Annotated in this window: 24 protein-coding genes; 18 read left to right on the plus strand and 6 right to left on the minus strand. The window is 67.5% G+C overall.

Going from position 1 to position 23768, the window contains the following annotated elements; all coding sequences use genetic code 11:
* Window positions 1-129: 129 nt before the first annotated feature.
* Entirely contained in the window at window positions 130-1173 is a 1044-nt protein-coding gene (gene arsB / locus ACP15H_RS15230) for an ACR3 family arsenite efflux transporter (protein WP_425067029.1), read from the minus strand.
* Window positions 1174-1270: 97 nt separating this feature from the next.
* On the opposite strand from arsB, the gene ACP15H_RS15235 reads away from it, so the two are divergent.
* From ACP15H_RS15235 to ACP15H_RS15270, 8 genes are all read left to right on the plus strand, one after another.
* Window positions 1271-2119: a metalloregulator ArsR/SmtB family transcription factor gene (locus tag ACP15H_RS15235; RefSeq protein ID WP_425067030.1), complete on the plus strand. Its 849-nt coding sequence runs from the start codon at window positions 1271-1273 to the stop codon at window positions 2117-2119.
* A gap of 16 nt (window positions 2120-2135) precedes the next feature.
* Window positions 2136-3179 (plus strand): ArsJ-associated glyceraldehyde-3-phosphate dehydrogenase, encoded by a 1044-nt coding sequence (locus tag ACP15H_RS15240; protein ID WP_425067031.1) that lies wholly within the window; start codon window positions 2136-2138, stop codon window positions 3177-3179.
* Complete coding sequence (arsJ, locus tag ACP15H_RS15245) at window positions 3179-4426, plus strand: organoarsenical effux MFS transporter ArsJ (RefSeq protein WP_425067032.1); 1248 nt, start codon at window positions 3179-3181, stop codon at window positions 4424-4426. The genes ACP15H_RS15240 and arsJ overlap by 1 nt, the downstream gene beginning before the upstream one ends.
* 50 nt (window positions 4427-4476) lie before the next feature.
* On the plus strand, window positions 4477-4797 hold the full coding sequence (locus tag ACP15H_RS15250; RefSeq protein WP_425067033.1) for an ArsR/SmtB family transcription factor: 321 nt from the start codon (window positions 4477-4479) through the stop codon (window positions 4795-4797).
* A 57-nt stretch (window positions 4798-4854) separates the two neighbouring features.
* A complete protein-coding gene (locus ACP15H_RS15255; protein ID WP_425067034.1) occupies window positions 4855-6210 on the plus strand; it encodes an FAD-dependent oxidoreductase in 1356 nt (451 codons plus the stop codon).
* A complete protein-coding gene (locus ACP15H_RS15260; RefSeq protein WP_425067035.1) occupies window positions 6210-7379 on the plus strand; it encodes an MFS transporter in 1170 nt (389 codons plus the stop codon). Before ACP15H_RS15255 ends, ACP15H_RS15260 begins: the two co-directional genes overlap by 1 nt.
* The gene (locus ACP15H_RS15265; RefSeq protein ID WP_425067036.1) at window positions 7369-8601 is read left to right on the plus strand and encodes an MFS transporter; all 1233 of its coding nucleotides are present in this window, start codon (window positions 7369-7371) and stop codon (window positions 8599-8601) included. Before ACP15H_RS15260 ends, ACP15H_RS15265 begins: the two co-directional genes overlap by 11 nt.
* Window positions 8602-8765: 164 nt before the next feature.
* Window positions 8766-9512 carry a M48 family metalloprotease gene (locus ACP15H_RS15270; RefSeq protein WP_425067037.1) on the plus strand — a complete coding sequence of 249 codons (747 nt, stop codon included), beginning with the start codon at window positions 8766-8768 and terminating at the stop codon, window positions 9510-9512.
* 7 nt (window positions 9513-9519) lie between these two features.
* Here the strand turns inward: ACP15H_RS15270 and ACP15H_RS15275 are convergent, their stop codons facing one another.
* A complete protein-coding gene (locus ACP15H_RS15275) occupies window positions 9520-10674 on the minus strand; it encodes a hypothetical protein (protein ID WP_425067038.1) in 1155 nt (384 codons plus the stop codon).
* Window positions 10675-10875: 201 nt separating this feature from the next.
* Between ACP15H_RS15275 and ACP15H_RS15280 the strand changes: the two genes are divergently transcribed.
* The 5 genes from ACP15H_RS15280 to ACP15H_RS15300 all read left to right on the plus strand — a co-directional run bounded on the left by ACP15H_RS15280 (window position 10876) and on the right by ACP15H_RS15300 (window position 16583).
* Window positions 10876-12138 (plus strand): DUF2254 domain-containing protein, encoded by a 1263-nt coding sequence (locus ACP15H_RS15280; RefSeq protein ID WP_425067039.1) that lies wholly within the window; start codon window positions 10876-10878, stop codon window positions 12136-12138.
* Window positions 12139-12209: 71 nt separating this feature from the next.
* Window positions 12210-14477, plus strand: a complete 2268-nt coding sequence (locus ACP15H_RS15285) for an FdhF/YdeP family oxidoreductase (protein ID WP_425067040.1) — start codon at window positions 12210-12212, stop codon at window positions 14475-14477.
* A gap of 6 nt (window positions 14478-14483) precedes the next feature.
* Entirely contained in the window at window positions 14484-15278 is a 795-nt protein-coding gene (locus tag ACP15H_RS15290) for a formate/nitrite transporter family protein (protein ID WP_425067041.1), read from the plus strand.
* A gap of 121 nt (window positions 15279-15399) precedes the next feature.
* Window positions 15400-16095 (plus strand): cytochrome c oxidase assembly protein, encoded by a 696-nt coding sequence (locus ACP15H_RS15295; RefSeq protein ID WP_425067042.1) that lies wholly within the window; start codon window positions 15400-15402, stop codon window positions 16093-16095.
* Window positions 16092-16583, plus strand: a complete 492-nt coding sequence (locus ACP15H_RS15300; protein WP_425067043.1) for a CopD family protein — start codon at window positions 16092-16094, stop codon at window positions 16581-16583. The genes ACP15H_RS15295 and ACP15H_RS15300 overlap by 4 nt, the downstream gene beginning before the upstream one ends.
* Here the strand turns inward: ACP15H_RS15300 and ACP15H_RS15305 are convergent.
* A complete protein-coding gene (locus ACP15H_RS15305; protein ID WP_425067044.1) occupies window positions 16550-17080 on the minus strand; it encodes a DUF2231 domain-containing protein in 531 nt (176 codons plus the stop codon). The two genes, ACP15H_RS15300 and ACP15H_RS15305, sit on opposite strands and share 34 nt — an antisense overlap.
* A gap of 39 nt (window positions 17081-17119) precedes the next feature.
* Here ACP15H_RS15305 and coxB point away from each other — a divergent pair, with 39 nt between their 5' ends.
* From coxB to ACP15H_RS15320, 3 genes are read left to right on the plus strand one after another with little or no spacing between them, the layout of a single operon-like run.
* Complete coding sequence (gene coxB / locus ACP15H_RS15310) at window positions 17120-17761, plus strand: cytochrome c oxidase subunit II (protein ID WP_425067045.1); 642 nt, start codon at window positions 17120-17122, stop codon at window positions 17759-17761.
* The gene (ctaD, locus tag ACP15H_RS15315; protein WP_425067046.1) at window positions 17758-20250 is read left to right on the plus strand and encodes a cytochrome c oxidase subunit I; all 2493 of its coding nucleotides are present in this window, start codon (window positions 17758-17760) and stop codon (window positions 20248-20250) included. Before coxB ends, ctaD begins: the two co-directional genes overlap by 4 nt.
* The gene (locus tag ACP15H_RS15320) at window positions 20247-20558 is read left to right on the plus strand and encodes a hypothetical protein (protein WP_425067047.1); all 312 of its coding nucleotides are present in this window, start codon (window positions 20247-20249) and stop codon (window positions 20556-20558) included. The genes ctaD and ACP15H_RS15320 overlap by 4 nt, the downstream gene beginning before the upstream one ends.
* A 44-nt stretch (window positions 20559-20602) precedes the next feature.
* Here ACP15H_RS15320 and ACP15H_RS15325 read toward each other — a convergent pair whose 3' ends face one another.
* Window positions 20603-21118: a hypothetical protein gene (locus tag ACP15H_RS15325; protein WP_425067048.1), complete on the minus strand. Its 516-nt coding sequence runs from the start codon at window positions 21116-21118 to the stop codon at window positions 20603-20605.
* 42 nt (window positions 21119-21160) lie between these two features.
* Here ACP15H_RS15325 and ACP15H_RS15330 point away from each other — a divergent pair, with 42 nt between their 5' ends.
* Window positions 21161-21628, plus strand: coding sequence for a hypothetical protein (locus ACP15H_RS15330; protein WP_425067049.1), 468 nt, complete (start codon window positions 21161-21163; stop codon window positions 21626-21628).
* A gap of 21 nt (window positions 21629-21649) precedes the next feature.
* Here the strand turns inward: ACP15H_RS15330 and ACP15H_RS15335 are convergent, their stop codons facing one another.
* Complete coding sequence (locus ACP15H_RS15335) at window positions 21650-21934, minus strand: hypothetical protein (RefSeq protein ID WP_425067050.1); 285 nt, start codon at window positions 21932-21934, stop codon at window positions 21650-21652.
* Window positions 21935-22338: 404 nt separating this feature from the next.
* Between ACP15H_RS15335 and ACP15H_RS15340 the strand changes: the two genes are divergently transcribed.
* Entirely contained in the window at window positions 22339-23445 is a 1107-nt protein-coding gene (locus ACP15H_RS15340) for an alpha/beta hydrolase family esterase (protein ID WP_425067051.1), read from the plus strand.
* Here the strand turns inward: ACP15H_RS15340 and ACP15H_RS15345 are convergent.
* Window positions 23411-23761 carry an AraC family ligand binding domain-containing protein gene (locus tag ACP15H_RS15345; RefSeq protein ID WP_425067052.1) on the minus strand — a complete coding sequence of 117 codons (351 nt, stop codon included), beginning with the start codon at window positions 23759-23761 and terminating at the stop codon, window positions 23411-23413. The genes ACP15H_RS15340 and ACP15H_RS15345 overlap by 35 nt on opposite strands.
* Window positions 23762-23768 lie beyond the last annotated feature (7 nt).

Consider the following 23768-nt stretch of genomic DNA (forward strand, 5'->3'; position numbering starts at 1 on the left):
GCAGGACGTGGGGTCGCCAGCATCAAGCCAGAAACGATGATCGTGACCGACTCAATGCTCGTCTCGAAATCGATCGATGCCGTCCGGCCTCTCTCCTTTGCGTGGAAACGCTCGAAGCCATAGCGTCCGTCAACGCCGACGCGACACCGCGGCGCCGGATTCGTACCAGCCCTTGCTGGCATTCACGATCTTCACCACCGACAGCATGACCGGCACTTCGATGAGGACGCCGACCACCGTGGCCAGCGCCGCGCCCGAGGAGAAGCCGAACAGGCTGATGGCCGCCGCCACGGCGAGTTCGAAGAAGTTGCTGGCGCCGATCAGCGCCGAGGGCGCGGCGATGCGATGGTCCTCGCCGGCCGCGCGGTTGAGGAGATAGGCGAGGCCGGAATTGAAATAGACCTGGATCAGGATCGGCACGGCCAGCAGCGCGATGATCAGCGGCTGCGCGATGATCTGCTCGCCCTGGAAGCCGAACAGCAGGACGAGCGTCGCCAGCAGCGCGACCAGCGAGGCGGGCTGCAGCCGCGCCAGCAGCCGGTCGAGCCCCGGCTGGCTGCCCTTCGCCAGCACCGCACGGCGCACGAACTGCGCCAGCACCACCGGCACGAGGATGTAGAGCACGACCGACAGCAGCAGCGTCTGCCACGGCACGATGATGGCCGAGAGGCCGAGCAGCAGACCCACCAAGGGCGCGAAGGCCACGAGCATGATTGTGTCGTTCAGCGCCACCTGGGTCAGCGTGAAGTCGGGCTCGCCGTCGGAGAGGTTGCTCCAAACGAAAACCATCGCGGTGCAGGGCGCTGCGGCCAGCAGGATGAGGCCAGCGATGTAGCTGTCGATCTGGTCGGCGGGCAGCCACGGCCGGAACAGCCAGCCGATGAACAGCCAGCCCAGCAGAGCCATCGAGAAGGGCTTGACCGCCCAGTTGATGAACAGCGTCACCCCGATGCCGCGCCAGTGCCGGCGCACCTCGGCGATGGCGGCGAAGTCGACCTTGATCAGCATCGGGATGATCATCAGCCAGATCAGCGCCGCGACCGGCAGGTTGACGTGCGCTACCTCCGCCCTGCCGACCGCGTGGAAGAGCACGGGAAAAAAGTGCCCCAGCGCAATGCCGACGACGATGCACAGGGCGACCCACAGGGTCAGGTAACGCTCGAATAGGGACATCTGGGCCGTCTCCGGATCGATCTGCCGAGGCTCGCCATCGACTCATGGCGGCCAACTGGGTAATACGTATGTCACATTATTGGATTATTCGAGAACTATGGAATCGTCTGACGCCGCTATCGGATTCAGTGCCCTTTCGCAGGAAACCCGCCTCAACCTGATGCGGCTCCTGGCGACCCGGGGCGCGTCCGGCATGGCGGCGGGCGAACTCGCCAGCGCCCTGGGGCAGGTGCCCTCGACGCTGTCGTTCCATCTGGCCGCTCTCGAACAATCCGGCCTCGTCCAGTCCACCCGGCAGGGCCGCAGCATCATATATGCGGTCCGATTCGCCGGTTTGCGCGCGCTCTTCAGCTTCCTGACGGAGACGTGCTGTGGCGGACGACCGGACCTCTGTGGCGACCTGGCGCGACTCCTCCCCGAGGATCAACCCGAGGTTCACATGACCCCCGCTTTCAACGTCCTGTTCCTGTGCACGCACAATTCCGCCCGATCGCTCATGGCCGAGGCGATCCTCGAGCAGGTGGGCAAGGGCCGGTTCAACGCCTACTCAGCCGGCTCCGAACCGGCGGGACAGCCGATGCCGGAGGTGATCGCCAAGCTTCGCGCGCTCGGCCATGAGGTCGAGGGGTTGCGCTGCAAGTCGTGGGACGAGTTCACTGGACCGAACGCCCCCCGCATGGATTTCGTCATCACGCTCTGCGACGTGCTGGAGGGCCAGCAGTGCCCGGACTTCGGCGAGCGGTCCGTCACAGGAGCGTGGCCGCTGCCCGATCCCGCCAAGTTCATGGGGTCGGAGGTCGAGCGCGCGACGATGATCAACGAACTCTACGGCATGATCCGCCGGCGCCTCGAGATCTTCGTCAATCTTCCCTATGCGTCGCTCGACCGGATGGCGCTCAAGAAGCGCCTCGACGAGATCGGCGACTCCGCCAAAGTCCCGGCGTAAGCGGGCGGCGCGGACGATGAAAGTCGGAATCAACGGCATGGGGCGCATGGGGCGCCTCGCCCTTCGGGCTGCGTTAGGCGGCGTGCAGCGTCCACTGGACGATCCGCGGCGCGACAACCGCATCGAGGTCATCCACCTCAACGAGATCAAGGGAGGAGCGGCCGCCACCGCGCATCTCCTCGAGTTCGACAGCATGCACGGCCGCTGGCACACCTCCTTCGAACTCGACGGCGAGCGTGGCCTGGCGGTCGGCGGCACCTATCTGGGCTTCAGCGCCGCCGCGTCGCCGGGAGACGTGGCCTGGGGCGACCTCGGCTGCGAGATGGTGCTCGAATGCACCGGCAAGTTCCTGAAGCCGGAGCAGCTGCAGGCCTACTTCGATCGCGGTGTGAAGAAGGTGATCGTGGCGGCTCCCGTCAAGGACGATCGGGCGCTGAACATCGTGGTCGGCGTCAACGATCATCTCTACGAGCCGGCCCGTCATCACCTGCTGACAGCGGCCTCCTGCACGACCAATTGCCTCGCCCCCGTGGTCAAGGTCGTGCACGAGTCCATCGGCATCCGGCATGGCCAGATCACGACGATCCATGCGCCGACCAACACCAACGTCGTCGTCGATGCGCCGCACAAGGATTTGCGCCGCGCGCGCTCGGCCATGCTGTCGCTGCAACCGACGACGACCGGCAGCGCCACCGCGATCACCGTCATCTATCCCGAACTCAAAGGGAAGCTGAACGGCCACGCCGTCCGCGCGCCGGTCCTCAACGCCAGTCTCACCGACTGCGTGTTCGAACTCGCGCGGTCGACCACCGAAGCCGAGGTCAACGAGCTGTTCCAGATCGCGGCCAAAGGGTCGCTGGCCGGGATCCTGGGCTATGAGACGCGGCCTCTCGTGTCGGCGGACTACTGCAACGACACGCGCAGCTCGATCGTCGACGCGCCCAGCACCATGGTGACCGATGGCACGCTGCTGAAGGTCTATGCCTGGTACGACAACGAGGTCGGCTATGTCTGCCGCATGGTCGATCTGGCGAAAATGGTGATCGAAGCAGGCGCCTGATGGGCACGAAGGCGCGGGACTATCTGATCGTCACGGCGTCGTACTGGGGCTTCACCCTGGTCGACGGCGCGCTGCGCATGCTCGTGCTGCTGCACTTCTTCGGACTCGGCTATTCGCCGTTCACGCTCGCCTTCCTCTTCCTGCTCTACGAGTTCGCCGGCATCGTTGCCAATCTCGCCGGCGGCTGGCTAGCCACGCGCTTCGGCATCCCGCGCATGATGATGACCGGCCAGCTGCTGCAGATCGTAAGCCTGCTCATGCTCTCGGCGCTCGATCCCGCCTGGACCGTCCTCGTGTCCATCGCCTGGGTCGTTGCGGCGCAAGGCATCGCGGGGCTGGCCAAGGACTTCACCAAGACCGCCTCGAAGTCGGCCATCAAGGCGACGGCGGGCGACGGCGCGGGCCGTCTGTTCAAGTGGGTGGCGTGGTTCACCGGCTCGAAGAACGCGATGAAAGGCCTGGGCTTCTTCGTGGGTGGCCTGCTGCTGGAGGCGGCAGGCTTCCGCGCGGCGCTTTGGCTGATGGCCGCGCTCCTCCTCGTCGTGCTGCTGGCCGGGTTACTGCTGTTGCCGCGCGGTCTCGGCAAGGCCAAGGCGTCGAAGACGATGCGCGAGCTGTTCGCCAAGTCGGCGGGCGTCAATCTTCTCGCCGCGGCGCGCGTGTTCATGTTCGGCGCGCGCGACGTCTGGTTCGTCGTCGGCCTGCCGGTCTTCCTCTACGCCTCGGGCTGGCGGTTCGTGGAAGTGGGCGCGTTCCTCGCTGCCTGGACGATCGCCTATGGCGGCCTGCAGGCAGTGGCACCCGCGCTGGTGCCGCGCAGCGCCGACGGGCTCAGCCGCGAAGTGCCGGGCGCGCGCCTCTGGGCGGGCCTCCTGCTCGCCGTGCCGCTGGCGATCGCTCTCGCCTTGACTAGTCCGCTAGACGTGCGCTCCGATCTCATCGTCGTCGTTGGACTGGCGATCTTCGCCCTGCCCTTCGCCGTCAACTCCTCGCTGCACTCTTACCTGATCCTGGCCTATGCGGGTTCGGAGAAGGCCGCCGAGGACGTCGGCTTCTATTACGCCGCCAATGCGTGCGGCCGGCTCGCCGGTACGCTGCTCTCCGGCCTCTTCTACCAGTGGGGCGGCATAGGCTTCTGCCTCGCCGGCTCGGCGGCGATGCTGCTCGCCTGCTGGGCCATCACCTTCCTGCTGCCCCGGGGGAACACAGGGAAGGTTCGCGCATGCACAGTCAGATCGAATTTCTAGAATTCTAGAAATATAGTTGACTCCGCGGGACCTCTGCCTATCTTCGACTCATGAAACTCGACGATGCCGCCGCCCGCCTGGAAGCGCTGGGCAATCCGACCCGCTTGAAGATCTATCGTACCCTGGTGCGCGCCGGCGCCGAGGGCATGCCGGTCGGTCGGCTGCAGGCCAAGCTCGATGCGGCGGCCTCGACTCTCTCCCATCACATCAAATCGCTGGTGATCGTCGGCCTCGTCACCCAGGTGCGCGAGGGCGCGACCCTTGTCTGCCATGCCAACTACGACGTGATGCACGAGCTTCTCGCCTACCTGGCCGAGGAATGCTGCGCCGACGGCGTCCGGCCGGCCGCGAGGAAGACATGCGTCGCTTAGTTGATGTTTTTGTTGCGCCTGGTCTTTCCAAAATTCTAGAAGGATAGGAGAACTGACATGCCCGACTCGATCGCCCTGCCGAAGAAGAAGGTCGCCGTGATCGGCGCCGGTCCCGTGGGCCTCGCCGCAGCGGCGCATCTGCTGGAGCGCGGACTGGAGCCCGTCGTGATCGAGGCCGGTCCGACTGTCGGCCACGCAGTGCGCCAGTGGGGCCATGTGCGCATGTTCTCGCCCTGGGAATACAATATCGACAAGGCCGCCGCCCGACTGCTAAGCGCAGCAGGCTGGAACCGGCCGCAGCCCGACCACTACCCGACCGGAGCCGAGCTTGCGGAGCAGTATCTCGAGCCGCTGGCCACGCGCACGCTGCTCAGCGACCATATCCGGACCCGCAGCCTGGTGACGGCGATCGGCCGCTTGGGCTTCGACAAGGTGAAGACGCGCGGCCGCGACGCCGCCCCCTTCGAGATCCGCTATGAGAACGGCAAGGGCCCCGAGGTGCTGCGCGCCGACGCCGTCATCGATGCCACGGGCACCTGGTTCACGCCCAACCCCGCTGGCGCCAACGGCCTGCCTGCGATCGGCGAACGCGAAACCCACGACCGCATCGCCTACGGCATGCCCGACGTGCTGGGCCGCGACCGGCCGCGCTACGCCGGCCATTGCGTGGCCGTGCTGGGCGCCGGCCATTCCGCCGTCGGCACGTTGATCGACCTCGCGAAACTGAAGGACCAGGAGCCCGCCACCACCATCGTCTGGCTGCTGCGCGGGACTGAGCCGGAGAAATCGTTCGGCGGCGGTGCGGCCGACCAGCTCTCGGCGCGCGGCGCGCTGGGCACTGCCTTCGCAGCCCTGGTGGCGAGCGGCCGCGTCACGATCGAGAGCGGCTTCCGGGTGAACCGCATCGCGCGCGACGGCGAGCGGATCGTCGTCGCGGGCGCGGGATGCCCCGGCCGCCATGTGGCCGTCGACGAGCTGGTCGTCTCGACCGGCTTCCGGCCCGACCTCGACTTCCTGCGCGAGATCCGGCTCTCGCTCGATCCCGCGCTGGAATGCCCGCCGGCGCTGGCGCCGCTGATCGATCCCAACGAACACAGCTGCGGCTCGGTGCGCCCGCATGGCGCGCGCGAGCTGGCGCAGCCCGAAGCGGGCTTCTATTTCGCCGGCATGAAGTCGTACGGTCGCGCGCCGACCTTCCTGATGATGACAGGCTACGAGCAGGTCCGTTCGATCGCCGCCGATCTGGCGGGCGACCATGACGCTGCGCGCCGCGTCGAGCTGGTGCTGCCGGAAACCGGAGTCTGCAACGGTCCCGCCCCGTCGGCTTCGTCCGCGGCGGCGTCGGGATGCTGCGCGCCGGCCAAGGCGGTGCCTGCCGCCACCGCCTGCTGCGCCGGACCCAACGCCTCCTGATGGATCGCCGCCGAGTTTCGACGATCATCGTTCTGGGCACGGCGCAGACGCTGGCCTGGGGCTCGACCTACTATCTGCCGGCGGTGCTGGCGGACGAGATGGCGCGCGACATCGGCATCTCGACCAACCTGTTCTTCGGCACCTTCTCCGCGGCACTGATCATCTCCGCGATGATCGGGCCGAAGGTCGGGCGGATGATCGATCGCGCCGGCGGCAACGGCGTGCTGTCGGCATCGAGCCTGCTGTTTGCTGCGGCGCTGGTGCTGCTGTCGCAGGCGCAGTCGTTCCTGCCCTTCGCCGCCGCCTGGACCCTGTTGGGAATCGGCATGGGGCTCGGCCTGTACGACGCCGCCTTCGGCGCGCTGGGACGGCTCTACGGCAAGGATGCACGCGGCGCGATCACCGGCATCACCCTGCTGGCGGGCTTCGCCAGCACCGTTGCCTGGCCGCTCACCGCCTGGGGCGCCGCGGGGATCGGCTGGCGCGAGACCTGCCTGCTGTGGGCCGCGGCGCATATCGTGATCGGCCTTCCCTGCAATTTCCTGCTGCTGCCGCGTCCGACCGATCTCGCCGCCACCCTGAAGGCGGTCGATGAGCCCGTCCCGTTCGACCGTACGATGGTGCTGCTGGCCATCGCCTTCTCGGGCGCCTGGATCGTCTCGTCCGGCATGGCGGCACACTTCCCCCGCATCATGGAAGCCGCCGGTGCCACGCCCACCCAGGCCATCGCGGCCGGCGCGCTGATCGGCCCGGCCCAGGTGGCGGCGCGCATGCTCGAAGCCGGGCCGCTGCGCCACCTGCATCCCCTGACCTCGGGCCGCCTCGCCACCACGACGCATCCCGTTGGCACCGTCCTTCTGCTCAGCCTGGGCGGCGGCGTCGCGGCCAGCATCTTCGCGGTGCTGCACGGGATGGGCAACGGCGTCATCACCATCGCGCGCGGGACGGTGCCTCTCGCGCTCTACGGGCCCAAGAGCTACGGCTATCGGCTGGGACTGCTGGGCGCCCCGTCGCGCTTCCTGTCGGCCGGCGCGCCCTTCGTCTTCGCCCTGCTGATCGACCGGCTGGGCGCCGGAGTCCTCATCATCTCCTCCGCCCTCTGCCTTACCGCCTTCGCGGCGCTCTGGATGATCCCGGTGCCACAGCCGACAGCGAGCCATGCCGACTAGGACCCTGTCCGGCGCGCGCCTGGTCGCGATCGTCTGTGCGGCCCAGATCTTCGTGCAGATCGGCGCCGGCTTCTGGCCCGCACTGCTGCCGCAGATGATGCAGCGCTGGAGCCTGTCGAACAGCGAGGCCGGCTGGATCACGGCGATCTTTTTCGGCGCCTACATGGTGGCGGTGCCGGTGCTGGTCACGCTCACCGACCGGATCGACGGCAAGAAGGTCTATCTGTTCGGCGTCGCCTGCACGGTCGCGGGCCATCTGATGTTCGGCCTGTTCGCCGACGGCTTCTGGTCGGCCTTCTTCACGCGCGCACTCGCGGGCATTGGCTGGGCGGGGACCTACATGACCGGCCTCAAGCTGCTGGCCGACCAGGTCGATTCCAAGCTGATGTCGCGCGCCGTCACCGGGCATGCCGCCAGCATCGGCATCTCCGGTGCGGTCTCCTACCTGCTGGGCGACGTGCTGGCCGACCAGATCGGCTGGCGCTGGACCTTCGCCTTCGCCGCCCTCACCGCGGCGACTGCCTGGACGATGGTGGCGCTGTCGGTGCCGTCGAAGACGCCGGCGCCGCGCGCCAAGGCGCAGGGGGCGCTGTTCGATTTCCGGCCGGTCGTGCGCAACAGGTCGGCCTTTGCCTATTCAGTCGTCTACTGCGTTCATACGCTGGAAATGAGTGCGCTGCGCGGCTGGGGCGTGGCTTTCCTGGCCTTCGTCGCGGGCAGCACCGGCGTCACCGAGGGAACGCTCTCGCCCGCGCTGGTGGTCACGGTCATGGCGCTGCTGGGTACCTTCGCCAGCGTGCTGGGCAACGAGGCCTCGATCCGCTTCGGCCGCCGCCGCCTCGTGGCTACCGCGATGATCCTGTCGATCGGGTTTGCCGCGATACTGGGTTTCGCGGGATCGACCGGCTACTGGCTGGCGGTGTTCCTGGTGATCGCCTACGGGGTCGTCGTCTGGCTCGATTCCTCGTCGGTCACGGCGGGCGCTGCCGGCAATGCCGAGCCCTCGCGCCGCGGCGCCACCCTCGCGGTGCACTCGACCCTGGGTTATGCGGGCGGCTTCGTGGGCCCGCTGGTCGTCGGCTGGACGCTCGATCTCGCCGGCGGCATGTCGCCGCTCGCCTGGGGCCTCGCCTTCCTCGCCGTCGCCCTCCTCATGCTGGTGGCGCTTGCCGCCTTCCTGATCATGAGACCCGCCAACCTCGCGGGCGAGCACGGGCGGTAGCCTGCTTCGCGGCGGACAGACCGCGGCGTTGACTCCGCGCCCTACCTCTAGGTAGCGTGACCCCGAACGCTGCAACCGGGGGCAGCGCTTTGGGGGCATCCATGAACAGGCGATCCTTTTTCGCGCTTGGGGGCGCGTGCATGCTGTGTGGGTGTGCCGGGGCGGTGCATCAGCTGCCGCAGGTCAGCGACAGCCATCTCAGCCTGGCGCAGAGCGAGGTGCAGGGTGCCGGCGGGCCGCCGGCGCGGCGCGTGCTGACCGACGAGCAGGCCGGAGAGATCATGCGCTCGGCGCTGGACCGCATCCGTCCGACGGCCGAACAGACGTGCCGCGAGATGAATGTGGGCGTGTGCAACTGGCAGATCACCGCATCGTCGAATCGCTCGATGAACGCCGGCGCGGGCGCCAACGGGTCGATCTTCATCAACCGCGGCGTCGTCGAATACGCATCCAGCGAGGAGGAGGTCTGCCTCGTCTTCGCCCATGAGATGGGCCATCAGGCCGCGAATCACCTCGCCACGAACAAGCGCAACACGACGACCGGCGCGCTGATCGGCGCCATCCTGCTGGGCGCGGCCGGTGCCGCGGCGTCCTACAGAAGCCCCTATGGCGGGCAGATCACACGCTCGGCGATGGACACCGGCGCCCAGGTCGGCGGCGCGATCGGCCGCATCTCCTACTCCAAGGAGCAGGAGCGCGAGGCCGACTATCTCGCGGCGGTGATCCTCTACCGCTCCAACGTGGATCTCGACCAGGCGCGCGGCCTGCTGGTCACCATGGCGCGCGCCTCGGGACGCCGGGACACCGCCCTGCTCGACACCCATCCGGCCGGCCCCGAACGCCTGGCGGCCTGGGACCGCGCCGTCGCCGAGATCCGCGCCGCCAAGGGCGCGCTCCCGGCACGGGCATAGACGCCGTTCAGTAGCGGTAGGTCGCGGCGAGGCCGTTCGGCAGCGACACCCGCTCGGCGGGAACCACCAGCACGGTTCCGCCCATCTTCGTGACAAGTTCGCCCAGATCGTCGAGCATGTCATCGACATCGGGAGCGCCCAGTTCGGCCTTCTCGATCCGCCCCGTCTCGACGTCGAGACGACCGGCAATCTCGCGGCCGGCCTCGACCATCAGGGTCGCGACGCGACCCGCAACAGCGGCCTCCGCGACTTCGGCGATCATGTCGCTGCCGGTGCCGCGCGCCTTCGCCTGCTCGAATTCGCCGTGAAGCGTCTCCAGCCGCGCCTGATACTGCGGCTCGACGACCTCCCAGGCGTGCTCGCGCAGCTGTTCGGCCGACAGCGACTCCGGATTGATCTTGATGCCCCCCGCGACCAGGAAGGGATTCTGGCTGACCTCGTGGAAGCGATGGTGATGTTCCGGCAGCGCCGCCAGGATCAGCGGCAGGTCAGAGGGACGAGAGTAGTGCTCGAGCACCGCGCGGTCGACGGCCCGGAAATATCGGTCCGCCTCGTTGTCCGCCTCGGTGCCCTTGCCGCCCAGCCCATGCCGTAGGGGAAGCCCCGCCCCGCCGGCGCCCTCGGGCGCCTCCTCGCCCGTCGTCTTGTCGATCGTGCCGGGGACCGCCTTCGTCAAGTCGACTTCGTCGAGCGAACGCCGGTTGCCCTCGAACAGCCGGATGCCGTGCAGGGTTAGGCTGAGAACATGGTAGCGATCGGCCGTCTGGAGGAAGCGTCGCAAGGGCTTCGTGTGGAAGCTGTCGGCCACGACGACCAGTTCGTCGACGGGCTGCGAAAACCTGAGCGCCCGGAAGTAGCCCGGCGCGCCCAGCACGGCCAGTCCCTCCAGCGCGTGGTTCCAGAACTCGCCGTCCTGCGCGAGCGCATGGAACGGTTCGAGGAGTTGCTGGGCCTCGGCCGCCGGATATTTCTGGTGCAGGGAGGCTTCAAGCTCCTTCACGAGATTGCGGAAGCGGATCGGGTCTTCCTGGTTCTCTGGATGGCGCCGGTGGGTCGGTTGATAGAGCGAAAGGCACGGGCCGTTTGCGATCGCTGAAACTTCCTTGAGGACGTCGCCGGTGAGCGAAGTGATCTCCTGCCTGGTGACAGTCATTGTTGTCATGCTTTCTCCCTCCTCGAACGAGGGTAGCGATGCAGCGCGACGCTGCAGCGTATGGCGACGGGAAAGACGGTGGTACAGGCGAGCCGCGGTGCGGGCCTCGCTCCACCTTCGCTGGTGAACGCGAAGGGATACGCGGGGTTCCGTGACAGCGCCGCCGGCGCGTTTCGGCGCTCCGGAGCAATTGCCGTCGGCCTGCGTTCAATGCCGATGCGCGCCTTTCCCTCGGTCACACGTCTCATTTCCATCTGGGAGCTGCTGCGGGGCAGCTTCTGGTTCCTGCCGAGCATGATGGCGGCGGGTGCCGTGCTGCTGTCCTTCGCGGTGGTGAAACTGGACGCCGCGATGGAAGCGGATGCCTACGGCCGCTTCGAGTTCATCTATCTGTTCGGGCCGGAAGGCGCGCGGGCGATCCTATCGGCGGTGGCGACCTCCATGATCACGGTCGCGGGCCTCACCTTCTCGATCACCATGCTGACGCTCCAGCTCGCTTCCTCGCAATTCGGGCCGCGCCTGTTGCGCAACTTCATGCGCGACCGCGGCAATCAGCTTGTGCTCGGCACCTTCATCAGCACCTTCGTCTATTGCCTGCTCGTCCTGCGCACCGTCAAAGGCGTCGAGGGATCGAGTTTCGTGCCGCACATCGCCGTGGCGATCGGAGTCGTGCTGGCCGTCGCCAGCCTCGCCGTGTTGATCTATTTCATCCATCACACCGCCAGTTCGATCCGCCTCGAGACACTGCTGGCATCGCTCGCGGAAGAGACGGCGGCCACGATCGACCGTCTCTTCCCGACAAAGATCGGGCATGAGGAACCGGAAACGAAATGCGAGCCGCCGGATTTCGATCAGGGGCTCGTCATCAACTCCAGGGCGAGCGGCTACATCCAGTCCGTGGACAGCGCCGCGCTGCTTCGGCTGGCCGAGGAGCAGGATCTGATCGTCGATGTCGTGGCCCGGCCCGGTACCTTCGTGACGGAGCGCGATCCGTTGCTACGGGTGATCGCGGCCAACGCCCCCGATGAGGGGAAACTCGACGCGCTGCGCGCCACTCTGATCATCGGGATCGAACGCACGCCGTATCAGGATCTCGACTTTTCGATCCGGCGGATCGTCGAGATCACCCAGCGTGCGCTCTCCCCGGGCATCAACGACCCGACGACCGCGCTCTACTGCATCGACCGGCTCCGCGAGGCCCTGATGCGGCTCGCCGACCGGCCGATGCCCTCGGGATGCCGACATGACGACGAAGGCCGCTTGCGCGTGGTGGCAGCCCCCGTTTCCTTCGATCGGGTTGCCGCCCGTGCGTTTGCCGCCGTGGCGCACTATGCCGGCTCGGACCCGGACGTGCTGGAGGCGCTCGTGTCCGCGCTCGACGCCGTGATCGCCAGCGCAGGAGAAAAGGAGCACGCGAGGCTTCTGGCGCTGCGTCCGGCACTCCGCGAGCGCACGTCTTCTGCCAATAGGTAACAGGCCCGAATCGCGCGCAACCTTTGCACCGCGACCGCTTTGCATATCGACTGAAATACAGGGTGGGCGCCATGACCGATCAGCCGGAACACACCGACTATGACGGCAGCGCCGGTGGTTGGGGGTCTCTGCGGGGTATCGTGGAGACGATCGGCCGCGAGATGTCGTCCGTGGGCGCGCTCGATACGCTGCGCCAGCAGAACAAGACTGGCGGCTTCATGTGCACGAGCTGTGCGTGGGGCAAGCCAAAACATCCCCATGCCTTCGAATTCTGCGAGAACGGCGCCAAGGCGACATTGTGGGAGCTGACCACCCATCGCTGCACGCCCGACTTCTTCTCCAGCCATACCGTGAGCGAGCTGCGGAGCTGGAGCGACCACGATCTCGAACAGCAGGGCCGCCTCACCCATCCGCTGCGCTACGATGCCGCCAGCGATCGCTACGTGCCCTGCACCTGGCAGGACGCGTTCGCGGCGATCGGCACGGTGCTGAAGGCGAGCGATCCCAAAAAGACCGTGTTCTATGCCTCCGGAAGGGCTTCGCTGGAGACCTCGTATCTCTACGCCCTGTTCGCCCGGCTTTACGGCCACAACAATCTGCCCGACAGTTCGAACATGTGCCACGAGACGACGTCGGTGGCCCTCAACGAGCTGATCGGCTCGCCGGTCGGGACCTGCGTACTGGACGATTTCGAGAAGTGCGACGCCATGTTCTTCTTCGGCCAGAACACCGGCACCAACAGCCCGCGCTTTCTCCATCCGCTGCAGAAGGCGGTCGAACGCGGCTGCAAGGTCGTCACCTTCAATCCGATCCGCGAGAAGGGCCTCACCGCCTTCGTCAATCCCCAGCGGCCGCTGCAGATGCTGACGGGACAGGAAACGCAGATCAGCTGCCAGTATCTCCAGCCGCGCGCCGGCGGCGACATCGCCGCGATTATGGGCCTCTGCAAGTTCGTCCTCGCCGAGGACGAGCGCCGGGGCGGGACGGTGATCGACCATGCCTTCATCGCCCAGCACTGCACCGGCTTCGAGGCCTTCCACGCCAAGGCCGATGCGACCTCGTGGGAGCGTATCGAACAGGAATCGGGCCTCAGCCGCGCCGACATCGAGGAAGCCGGCCGCGTCTATGTCGCGGCGGAGCGCGTGATCGGCGTCTACGGCATGGGCCTCACCCAGCATGTCCACGGCTTCGAGAACATCGCCATGCTTGTGAACCTCCTGCTGATGCGCGGCCATATCGGGCGCGAGGGCGCGGGTATCTGCCCGGTGCGCGGCCATTCCAACGTCCAGGGTCAGCGCACGGTGGGCATTGCCGAGAAGCCCGAACTGGTGCCGCTCGACAAGCTCGCGGCAATGTTCGACTTCGATCCGCCGCGCAGCGAGGGCATGAACACTGTCGCCGTCTGCGAAGGACTCCTTGCCGGCGAAGTCCAGGCCTTCATCGGGCTCGGCGGAAACTTCCTGCGCGCCATTCCCGACCAGACGCGCATCGAGCCGGCCTGGGAGCGGATGCAGCTCACCGTGCAGATCGCCACCAAGCTGAACCGCAGCCATCTCTTCAACGGGCGCGTCGCCTATCTGCTGCCCTGCCTGGGTCGCAGCGAGGAAGACATGCAGGCGAGCGGTCTGCAGACCGTGACGATCGAGGACAGTTTCAGCCACATCCACGGTTCGCTCGGCCATCGGGAGCCCGCCAGCGAGCATCTGCTGTCCGAGACCGCGATCGTCGCCGGCATCGCCAAGGAAACGCTCGCGCCCAATCGCCGGGTCCGCTGGGACGACTGGACGGCCAACTACGCGCTGGTGCGCGATCTGATCGCGGAGACCTATCCCGAGCAGTTCTACGACATGAACGAGCGCATGTTCGAGCCGGGCGGCTTCTATCGCGGCAACCCGGCACGGGAGCGGGAGTGGAAGACGGAAAGCGGTCGCGCGCAGTTCACCGCGCCCACGATGCTGGCGGCCACCGATGTCGAAGATGCGCCCGGCCGCTATCGCCTGATCACGCTGCGCTCGAACGACCAGTTCAACACGACCATCTATGGCTACAGCGACCGGCTGCGCGGCATCGAGGGCACGCGCGACGTCGTGCTGATGAATGCCGCGGACATCGAGCGCGCGGGCCTCGCTGCGGGGCAGCGCGTCTCCCTCGTGGGCGACGCCGACGACGGCCATGTCCGACGCATCGATGGGCTCGAGGTCATCCCGTTCGATCTGCCGGACGGCACCATCGCGGGCTACTATCCGGAACTCAATCCGCTGATCGCCCTGAAGCACCACGACCGGAAATCGAAGACCCCGGCGGTGAAGGCCGTTCCCGTGCGGATCGAAGCGGCCTAAGCCGACATGGACCGCGCTGGCAGGGATCCCGTTGGAGAGGCCATCGCCCGGTCCGTACCGGAATCGCTGGCTGCCAAGGCGATGCAGGATTGGCCGCGTATGGCGGTGCTGGCCGTTCTCGCCGGCGCCTTCATCGCCTTCGGCTCGGTGATCTCGCTGGTCGCCCAGTCCGCTCTGGGTGAGGGCCCGACAACGGGTCCGGTGCGGCTCCTGTCCGGGCTGACCTTCTCGGTCGGCCTCATTCTCGTGATGATCGCCGGCGCCGAACTCTTCACCGGCAATACGATGATGGTGCTGCCGGCCGCCACGGGCGCGCTGCCCGTCAGCCGGCTCCCCGCTGCCTGGGGCGTCGTCTGGCTCGGCAATCTCGCCGGCAGCGTCCTCGTCGCCCTGCTGTTCGCGGCCAGCGGCGGGCTCGAGGGCGGCGTGGGCGATGCCGCACGGAGCGTGGCCGGGGACAAGCTCGGCAAGACGGCGATGGAAATCTTCTGCTCGGGCATCCTCGCCAACGCCCTCGTCTGTCTCGCGGTGTGGATGTCGACGAACGCCAGCACAATTCCGGCCAAGATCCTGGCCATCGTCGGCCCGATCACGCTGTTCGTCGCGGCCGGCCTCGAACATTCGGTGGCGAACATGTCGCTGATCCCGATGGGATGGCTGAGCGGCCTGCCGGGCGGCGTCGACTGGTCGTCGGGCCTTCTCAATCTCCTGTTCAGCACGGCGGGCAACATCGTCGGCGGCGCCCTGCTCGCCCTCGCGCTGGCCTATGGGCACGACGTACTGAAGCGGGAAGCTCCGTGAGGACCAAACCCACATATCGGGACGACGGAATGGTGGATGCGGCGCCATCGCCGGGAACTCCGCCCCTCCAATTGCGTTCCGACTGAACTCCCTCTTCATCGGCGGACGGCGTCGCAGAACCATGACCAGTTATTGCGGCGCCCCTCCTCACCCCTACGACTGGTTCGAGCGCTGGAACTTCGACCCGGTGCTGCTGGTCGTCTTGGCCGTCGCGGCCGCGGCGGCGGTTCGTTTACACCATTCACGTTTCGCGCTGGCGTCGGTCGGCATCCTCGCCGTGACCTTCGTGTCGCCGCTGTGCGCGCTCAGCGTCGCGCTGTTCTCGGTGCGTGCCGTGCATCACGTGCTGCTGGTCGCCATCGCCGCACCGCTCGTGGCGCTGGCCGTTCCCTCACGCGGATCGCGGCATCTCGGCATCGCCTTCGTGGCTTCGGCCGCGACCCTTTGGGTCTGGCACCTGCCTGCGTTCTACGACCGCGCGCTGGGCGACAGCACGATCTACTGGGTGATGCAACTCACCCTCCTGGGCAGCGCGATCTGGTTCTGGCGCGAGCTGTTCGCCGCGCCACCGGTGCCGTCGTCGATGTTTTCGATCCTCGCCATGGCGCAGATGGGGATGCTGGGCGCACTGCTCACCTTCGCACGCACGCCGCTCTATGGCAGCCACGCCGCGTCCACGCTGCCCTGGGGGCTGGAGCAGGTCGCCGACCAGCAGCTCGCCGGCCTCGTGATGTGGGTACCGGGCGTGATCCCCTATGCGCTGGCGACGGCGCTGATCGCGCGCCGGGTCTGGGTGCGGGCCGCCGGCACGGCATGATCGCGGCGCTGAAATTCTTCCACATCGCCGCCCTGTCGATCTGGTGCGCCGGCCTCGTCGGCCTGCCGCTTCTGCTTGCACGCCATAACCGGGAAGACGACCAGCACCAGTATGCGAGGCGCCGGCGGGTGACGCACGTGGCCTATGTCGGCGTGGTGACGCCGGCCGCCGTGATCGCGATCGCGCTGGGCACGGCGCTGATCTTCCTGCGAGATGTCTTCGTGCCGTGGATGTTCGTGAAGCTGGCGCTGGTCGGCCTGCTGGTCCTGGCCCATGCCTGGCTGGGCCATGTCACCCTGCAGGTCGGCGAGCGCCAGGGCGACTACACCACCCCGCATCCGGCGCCACTGCTCGTGGTCTCAGGCCTCGCGATGCTGGTGATCCTGACGCTCGTGCTCGGCAAGCCGTTCGTCGGCGACGCGATCGTCCCGTCGTGGCTCCTGTCGCCGCGCGGTCACCTCTTGCCGGTCGACGAGGTACCGAGGTGATAGTCGAAGACCAGCTTGCCGCCGTGCCATCCGGTGATCGCGGTGAAACCCGCCGCCAGCAGCGAGAGCAGGAGGCCCCACGGCAGCACGGCCTGCTCATAGCCCGCGAGGCGGTAGCCCCAGTTGGCGCCCAGGATCGAGAGCAGCATCACGGCCAGCACGAAGTGCGTCCAGCTGGCCGAGCGGGCGCGGATACCCGGGACCAGCAGCAGTTCGACGGTGCCCGCGAGCCCGGCAGCGACGCCCAGCAGGAAGGCCATGCCACTGGCCCACAGGGCGGCGCGCGCCCAGAAGGCATCCCCCGTCCACCAGTAGAAACCATCGGCGCCCAGCGTGCACATGGTGAGCGCGATCGGGAAGGTCACGAGCATGGCGTGGATCGGATGGCCGGCCACGGCGATGCGCGATTCGGTCCGGTGGAAATGGGACTGCGCCTCGATCGGATCGACACGGATCTCTGCCTCGCCCGGCGGAGACCCTTCGGAAACAATGGCCATCGGTCCCTCCTTCATCCGCTCGGCGCGTCGCTGGTAACGATGGCTGTCGGCGGATGTTCCGGCCCGCTGTCGACGCTCGACGCGGCCGGTCCGGCGGCGGCGCGCGTGGCCTCCTTCTGGTGGGCGATGCTGGCCGGCGCGACGATGCTCACGCTGCTGGTGTTCGGGCTGCTGCTGCTGGCCTTCCTGCGCCGCGGCCGCGAAGGCCGCACCAGCCCAACCCTGTGGATCGGCGGGCTGGGCATCGGAATGCCCATCGTCGTACTGCTCGGCCTGGTCGGTTACGCGCTGATGCTGGGTGAACGCATCATCGCGCCCGGTCTCTCCGGCACGGTCGTCATCGATGCGACGGGCCGGCAATGGTCCTGGGAGTTCAGCCATCGCGCCGGCGAGGAGACGCAGGTGACGCACAATGAGCTTCACATGCCCGCCGGCCAGCCGGTCGTGCTGCGCATCGCCGCCGTCGACGTGATCCACAGTTTCTGGGTGCCGCGGCTCGCCGGAAAGATGGACGCCATCCCCGGTCATGTGAATCTGTTGCGGATCCAGGCCACCGAGCCCGGCATCTACGAGGGCCAGTGCGCGGAGTTCTGCGGCAGCGGCCATTCCGGCCATCGGTTCCGCGTGATCGCCCACGACGCAGCAGGCTGGGCCGCCTTCCAGCGCGGGGGAACGCGATGAACGCGCTGCGACGCCATCGCCTGCTCGAAGCCATCTGGGGCGCGCCAAAGGGCTGGCGCGGCACCGCCGTGTCGGTGAACCATTCCGACATCGGCAAACGCTTCGTGATCGCCGCCTTCGTCTTCTTCGCGATCGGCGGCGTGCTGGCGATGATGATCCGCGCCCAGCTTGCAACACCGGGCAGCGCCTTCGTCGGGCCCGACATCTACAACCAGCTCTTCACGATGCACGGCAGCATCATGATGTTCCTGTTCGCCATCCCGATGTTCGAGGGGCTGGCGCTCTACATGCTGCCCAAGATGCTGGGCAGCCGCGACATGGCCTTCCCGCGCCTCTCCGCCTATGGCTGGTGGTGCTACCTGTTCGGCGGGTCGATCCTGATCGCGTCGATGCTGTTCGGCGTGGCGCCCGACGGCGGCTGGTTCATGTACACGCCGCTTTCCTCCAAGGCCTATACGCCCGGGATCAACGCCGATGTCTGGCTGCTGGGCATCACCTTCGTCGAGATTTCGGCAATCTCGGCCGCCATCGAGATCACCGTTTCGGTCCTGAAGCTGCGCGCGCCGGGCATGCGCCTCGACCGCATGCCGCTGTTCGCCTGGTACCTGCTGATCACCGCGCTGATGATGATCGTGGCCTTTCCGCCGCTGATCCTGGGCTCGATCCTGCTGGAGGTGGAGCGCGCCTTCGACTGGCCGTTCTTCGATCCCGCGCGCGGCGGCAGTCCGCTGCTGTGGCAGCACCTGTTCTGGCTGTTCGGCCATCCCGAGGTCTACATCATCTTCCTGCCCGCGGCCGGCGTGATCTCCACGGTGCTGCCGGTCCTCGCCCGCACGCGCATCCTGGGTTACGGCTGGATCGTGGCGGCGTTGCTGTCGCTCGCCTTCCTGAGCTTCGGCCTGTGGGTGCATCACATGTTCACCACCGGCATCCCGCACATGGCACTGGGCTTCTTCTCGGCCGCCTCGGCGCTGGTCGCACTGCCGACGGCGGTGCAGGTCTTCGCCTGGATCGGCACGTTGTGGAACGGCCGGCCGGAGCTCAAGCTGCCCATGCTCTACCTGCTGGGCTTCTTCGTGATCTTCGTGATCGGCGGGATGACCGGCGTGATGCTGGCCATGGTGCCCTTCGATCTGCAGGCGCACGACACGCACTTCGTCGTCGCGCATCTGCACTATGTGCTGATTGGCGGCTTCATCTTCCCGATGCTCGCCGGCGCCTACTACTGGCTGCCGCATTTCACCGGCCGCACCCGGGACGAGCTGTTGGGCACGGCCTCGTTCTGGCTGATCTTCATCGGCTTCAACGTCACCTTCTTCATGACGCACCTGACCGGCCTGCTGGGCATGCGGCGGCGCGTGCATACCTATCCCGAGGAAGCGGGATGGACGCTGCTGAACCTGGTCTCCTCGGTCGGCAGCTTCGTCATGGCCTTCGGCTTTGCCCTGTTCGCCATCGATGTCGCCCTGCATGTCTGGTTCGCCCGCCGCCGGCGCCGAAATCCCTGGGCCGCCGGGACGCTCGAATGGGCCATGCCGATCCCGACACCGGCCTACAACATCGCGAGCCAGCCCACCGTCGCGGATCGCGAGCCGCTGTCCCAGTCTCCTTCCCTTGCTACATCGTTGGCGCGCGGCGAGGGCTATCTCGGCGAGCCGCGCCATGGCTGGCGCGAGACGATGGCGGTGGAGACGACGACCGGCGGGGTCGATCACGTCGTCGTCCTGCCCGGCAATACGCGGCTGCCGATCGTCACGGCCGCGGTGACGGGGTGCTTCTTCCTCTGCCTGCTGGCCGGCCAGTATTGGCTGTCGCTGCTGCCGCTGGCGTGCGTCATCGCCCTTGGTTTGCGCTGGGCCTGGGTGCTCGACTGGCGCCGGGACATCGGCCCGCTGCCGATCGGGCGCGGCGAAACGGCACCGATCCATCGCGAGGCGGTGGGAGCGCCCGGCTGGTGGGGCAGCGCCTTCCTGCTGGTGGCCGACGGCACGGCGCTCGCCTCCCTGCTGTTCGGCTACGCCTTCCTCTGGGTCATCGCGCCGAACTGGCCGCCCCCCGAGCGGATCGAGGGCGGCTTCGCAGCCGGCCTCGTGGCGGTCGCGGCGGCGATGGCGGGCAGCCTGTTCGCCCGCCGAAGCCTCGCCGCGAGCACCGAGGGCGCGCTGGCCGCGGCCGGACGTGCGGCGCTGACCGGCACGGCGGCGCAGCTGGTCGCAATCGCCGCGCTGGCGACGCTCGGCGTCACGGCACTGCCCGCACCGCAGGAACATGCCTATGCCGCCTGCAGCTGGGCGCTGCTCGGCTATTCACTGTTGCATGCGACCATCGCCCTGCTCTGCATCGGCTACGGCCGCGCGCGCATCGCCGCGGGCCACGTCTCGCCTCGCCGCACGCTCGACCTCCGCGTCGCCCGCCTGTTCAGCGATTACTCGACCGCGACGCTGGCGATCGTGATCGTTTGTCTCCTCGCGCCGTCGGTGATGGCATGAGGATGCTCGCACGCATCAGCGCCGGCCTTCTTCTCTGGGCCTTCGCTTTCTCGCTGTTGTATGCGCTGCAGGGCGCGGGCTGCGCCTATGGCTGGCAGGAGATCCAACTGGCTGGGGCCTCGCTGCTGCGCTGGATGCTCGTCCTTACCTGGCTGCTGCTCGTCGCCGTGGGACTCGCTCTTCTGCGGCTCACCCGGTCCGCCTCGTCGGACTTCGAGCGAAGAGTCACCCTGACGACGACCCTCACCGGCGCCGGCGCGATACTGATCACGGGCTCACCGGTGGCGCTCACGTCGGCGTGTGCGTGAGCAACTTTCCCTGTGCTGAAAGTGTGTGCGGCCAGGAAGGGACGTCAATCCTCGTCGGGATCGCCTTCGCTCTCCCGAAAGGAAATGGCATCGGCGAAGCGCTTGGCGACGTCGTGCAGCCCCGCTTCTTCGGCCGCGCGCAGGCCCTCGCGGTTGGCGTCGACGCGGGCGAAGTCCTCCGGCGGAGCGGCGGCCAGCGCCTTCTCGATCAGGTCGATGGCCTCGCTATACTTCTTCTGGCCGCGCAAGGCGGCGGCGACCTTGGTGGCGTCCTGCAGGCTGCTCATGAAGTCCAACTTCCTCCCGATTCGCGACAGGATCAACGGGAAGGACGAAGCGAAGTTGCGCGCGCGCGGCGCGCCAAGACAAGAGCCGCCCACCCGGCCACGCGAGCCGCCGAGAGCCCCGAGGGGAGGCTCGGCGAGGCTGCGGACGAGGTAGTCGCCCGTGGTCATCCAGCTCACCAACACCGCAAGCAGCGCCAGCGCGGCGCTCGCCCTGCACTGGTCGGTCCAGCCGCGGCGCGGCCAGAGCGCGTCGTGGGCGAAACTCCCGACCAAGTTCAGCCAGCGCCTGCTCCAGGTACACATAAAGGGGGTGGGATGTCGGACGGCACGGCGGCGACGACATTGGCAGTGCGAATGGTCGCAATTACAAACAATTGCCTTACTTGCTATGCCAATGCCTTGGCCTCGCCTGCGGGTTCACACCGAATCGACGCAATGCTCCGGTCAATTGGCCCCATCATCATTCATGGGGTTATCATGTCCTTGAGGCACATGCTCTGCGCGGCGGCTTTGGTCGCTTGCGCTGCTCCGGCGATGGCTGCGAACGACGGCGTTCCCTCGACCGAGCCGGGGGCGCCCAACACGACATATGGCGCAAGCCCTGCCCCCGCCCAAGGTGGTGTTGCCTCATCGCCCGGCGCGCCCACCTGCCGTCAGGCGAAGGCGAAGCAGCCGATCAGCGCCGAAGAGAAGGCACGCCGCAAGGCAATCCGCGCCCAGCAGGCCGCACAGGGCATCGCGCCCGCCGCCAAACCCCATCGCGCGAAACTGCCGCTTTGCTAGCCGGTGTTCGCTCCCCGGACCTCAGGGCACCGGCTCGAGCTTGAAGAGACAGGCATAGTCGCGATTGTAGACCTGCAGATCGCGACCCTTGGCATTTCCGGTGAGGTCCACGGTGAAGGTCTTCCGCCCGATCGGGACGGCGATCGTCTTGGCAATCGAACCGTCGGCCGACACCGGCACCAGGAACGGATCGGCCTCGCCCGCCTTCACGGACAGGTCGCTGCCCGAGTCGGCAAACGCGAACAACAGTTTGGAGACGTCGGCCTGACGACAGAGCAGCGGTGCGTCCGTTGCCAGGATCGGCATGGCTCGCCAGGAGTCGGCGAGCGCTCCAGTCGAGGCAGCGACGAGGCCAATTGAGACCGCAACGAAAAGCTTGCGCAGGACTGCCTCCACGGAATGCGGGTGAGGTTCTCTCTCTTCAACCCGCGAAACGGTCGGGAGTTGCACGAAGCAACAAGTTCATGATGCGCTAGCGATCCATCGGGGCCGGCCGGCCGCATGGGTCGTGCGTGGAAACAACGCATCTTCCCGAGGCAACTCGCCCCCGCTCCAGCAGTTAACAGGGCCTCGCTTCAGGGTCTGAAGCGGCTTCCGCCAACAATGAACCGCGCACGACAGGGATGAGTCGGGACGAGCAACCCGCCGGTCCCGCCGCATGAACTCGCGCAAAGCGTCCCCTCCCGATAAGCGTACAGAAAGTATCCCCGATGTTTCTTTCCTTCGCTCCCGCAGCCGACATGTTCGAGGCGTTGCAATTGACCCGCGAAGGCAAACTCGGCGATGCGATGAACGTCTTGAGCGGAAGTTCCCATCGCCCGGCCGCGATCGACGTCGTGGCGCCAGCCGTTGCGACGGACGCCTTGACGAACGGGGTGGCAAGGGTGCGGGACGTTGGCGATGCGCAGCCGGGCGAGGCTTCGTCGTTCGAATACCATACCGTGGCCAAGGCGGCGGGCATTCGCCGCTTCAAGCTCTACGTTCCGGCGGGCTATCGGGGCCAGCCCGTGCCGTTGATCGTGATGCTGCACGGCTGCACGCAGTCAGCTGACAACTTCGCCGCCGGCACGCGCATGAACGAGCTGGCCGACGAGCATGTGTTCCTGGTGGCCTATCCCGAGCAGCCGAAGTCCGCGAATCTCAACAGGTGCTGGAACTGGTTCAACGTCGGCGACCAGATCCGCGACCTGGGTGAGCCTCACCTGATCGCCGAGCTGACGCGCCAGATCGTGCGCGACCATGCGGTCGACGGAGACCGGATCTATGTCGCGGGCCTGTCTGCCGGCGGCGCCGCCGCCGCGATCATGGGCGCCACCTATCCCGACCTCTACGCCGCCGTCGGCATCCATTCGGGCCTGGCCTGCGGCGCGGCGCGCGACATGCAGGCCGCCTTCTCGGCCATGCGCCAGGGCGCTCCCGCGGCCCGTCTCCCCGTGCGAACGGGGCCCGTGGTCCCCACCATCGTCTTCCACGGCGACCGCGACGAGACGGTCAATGCGGTCAATGGCGATCAGGCGAGCGAACAGGCATCGGGCGGACCGGGTGCCGGGACGCACGTCTCGCAGGGCGAGACCGCGAGCGGCACGGCCTTCACGCGCACCATTCGCCTCGACATGCAGGGCCGGGCGGTCGGCGAACAGTGGGTCGTCGAAGGGCTGGGCCATGCCTGGTCCGGCGGAAGCGCGACCGGCTCGTTTACCGACCCGCGCGGCCCCGATGCCAGCCGGGAGTTCGTGCGCTTCTTCCTCGGGCATCCCCTGTCGGCGCGCAGCGCGGACGCCGTCAGCCGTGCGCTTCCTGCCAGTGCGGATAGGTGACGTAGGCCGTCAGCGCGCCCTCGTCGTGCGAGCGGATCGTCACCGCCTCGCCCTTCGGCATGTAGATGAACTCGCCCGGTCCGCCGGTCACGGTGCCATCGCGACTCGTGACTGAGATCCGCCCCTCGAGGATCAGCATGACGTCGTCGACCGCCATTGTTTCCTCGAGACGCTGATTGGCGCCGTAACGCCCATAGCCGATCGTGATCGGCCCGCCGTGACGCTGGTCGATCACGTTGCCGGCAAAGATGTCGCCCTCCTGGCCGGGCGAGCGTTCGAGTGATGCGTCGCTCAGCCCAAACTTCCGAACTCTCATCAAGAGC

The sequence above is a fragment of the Reyranella sp. genome (assembly GCF_965249915.1).
GTDB lineage: Bacteria > Pseudomonadota > Alphaproteobacteria > Reyranellales > Reyranellaceae > Reyranella.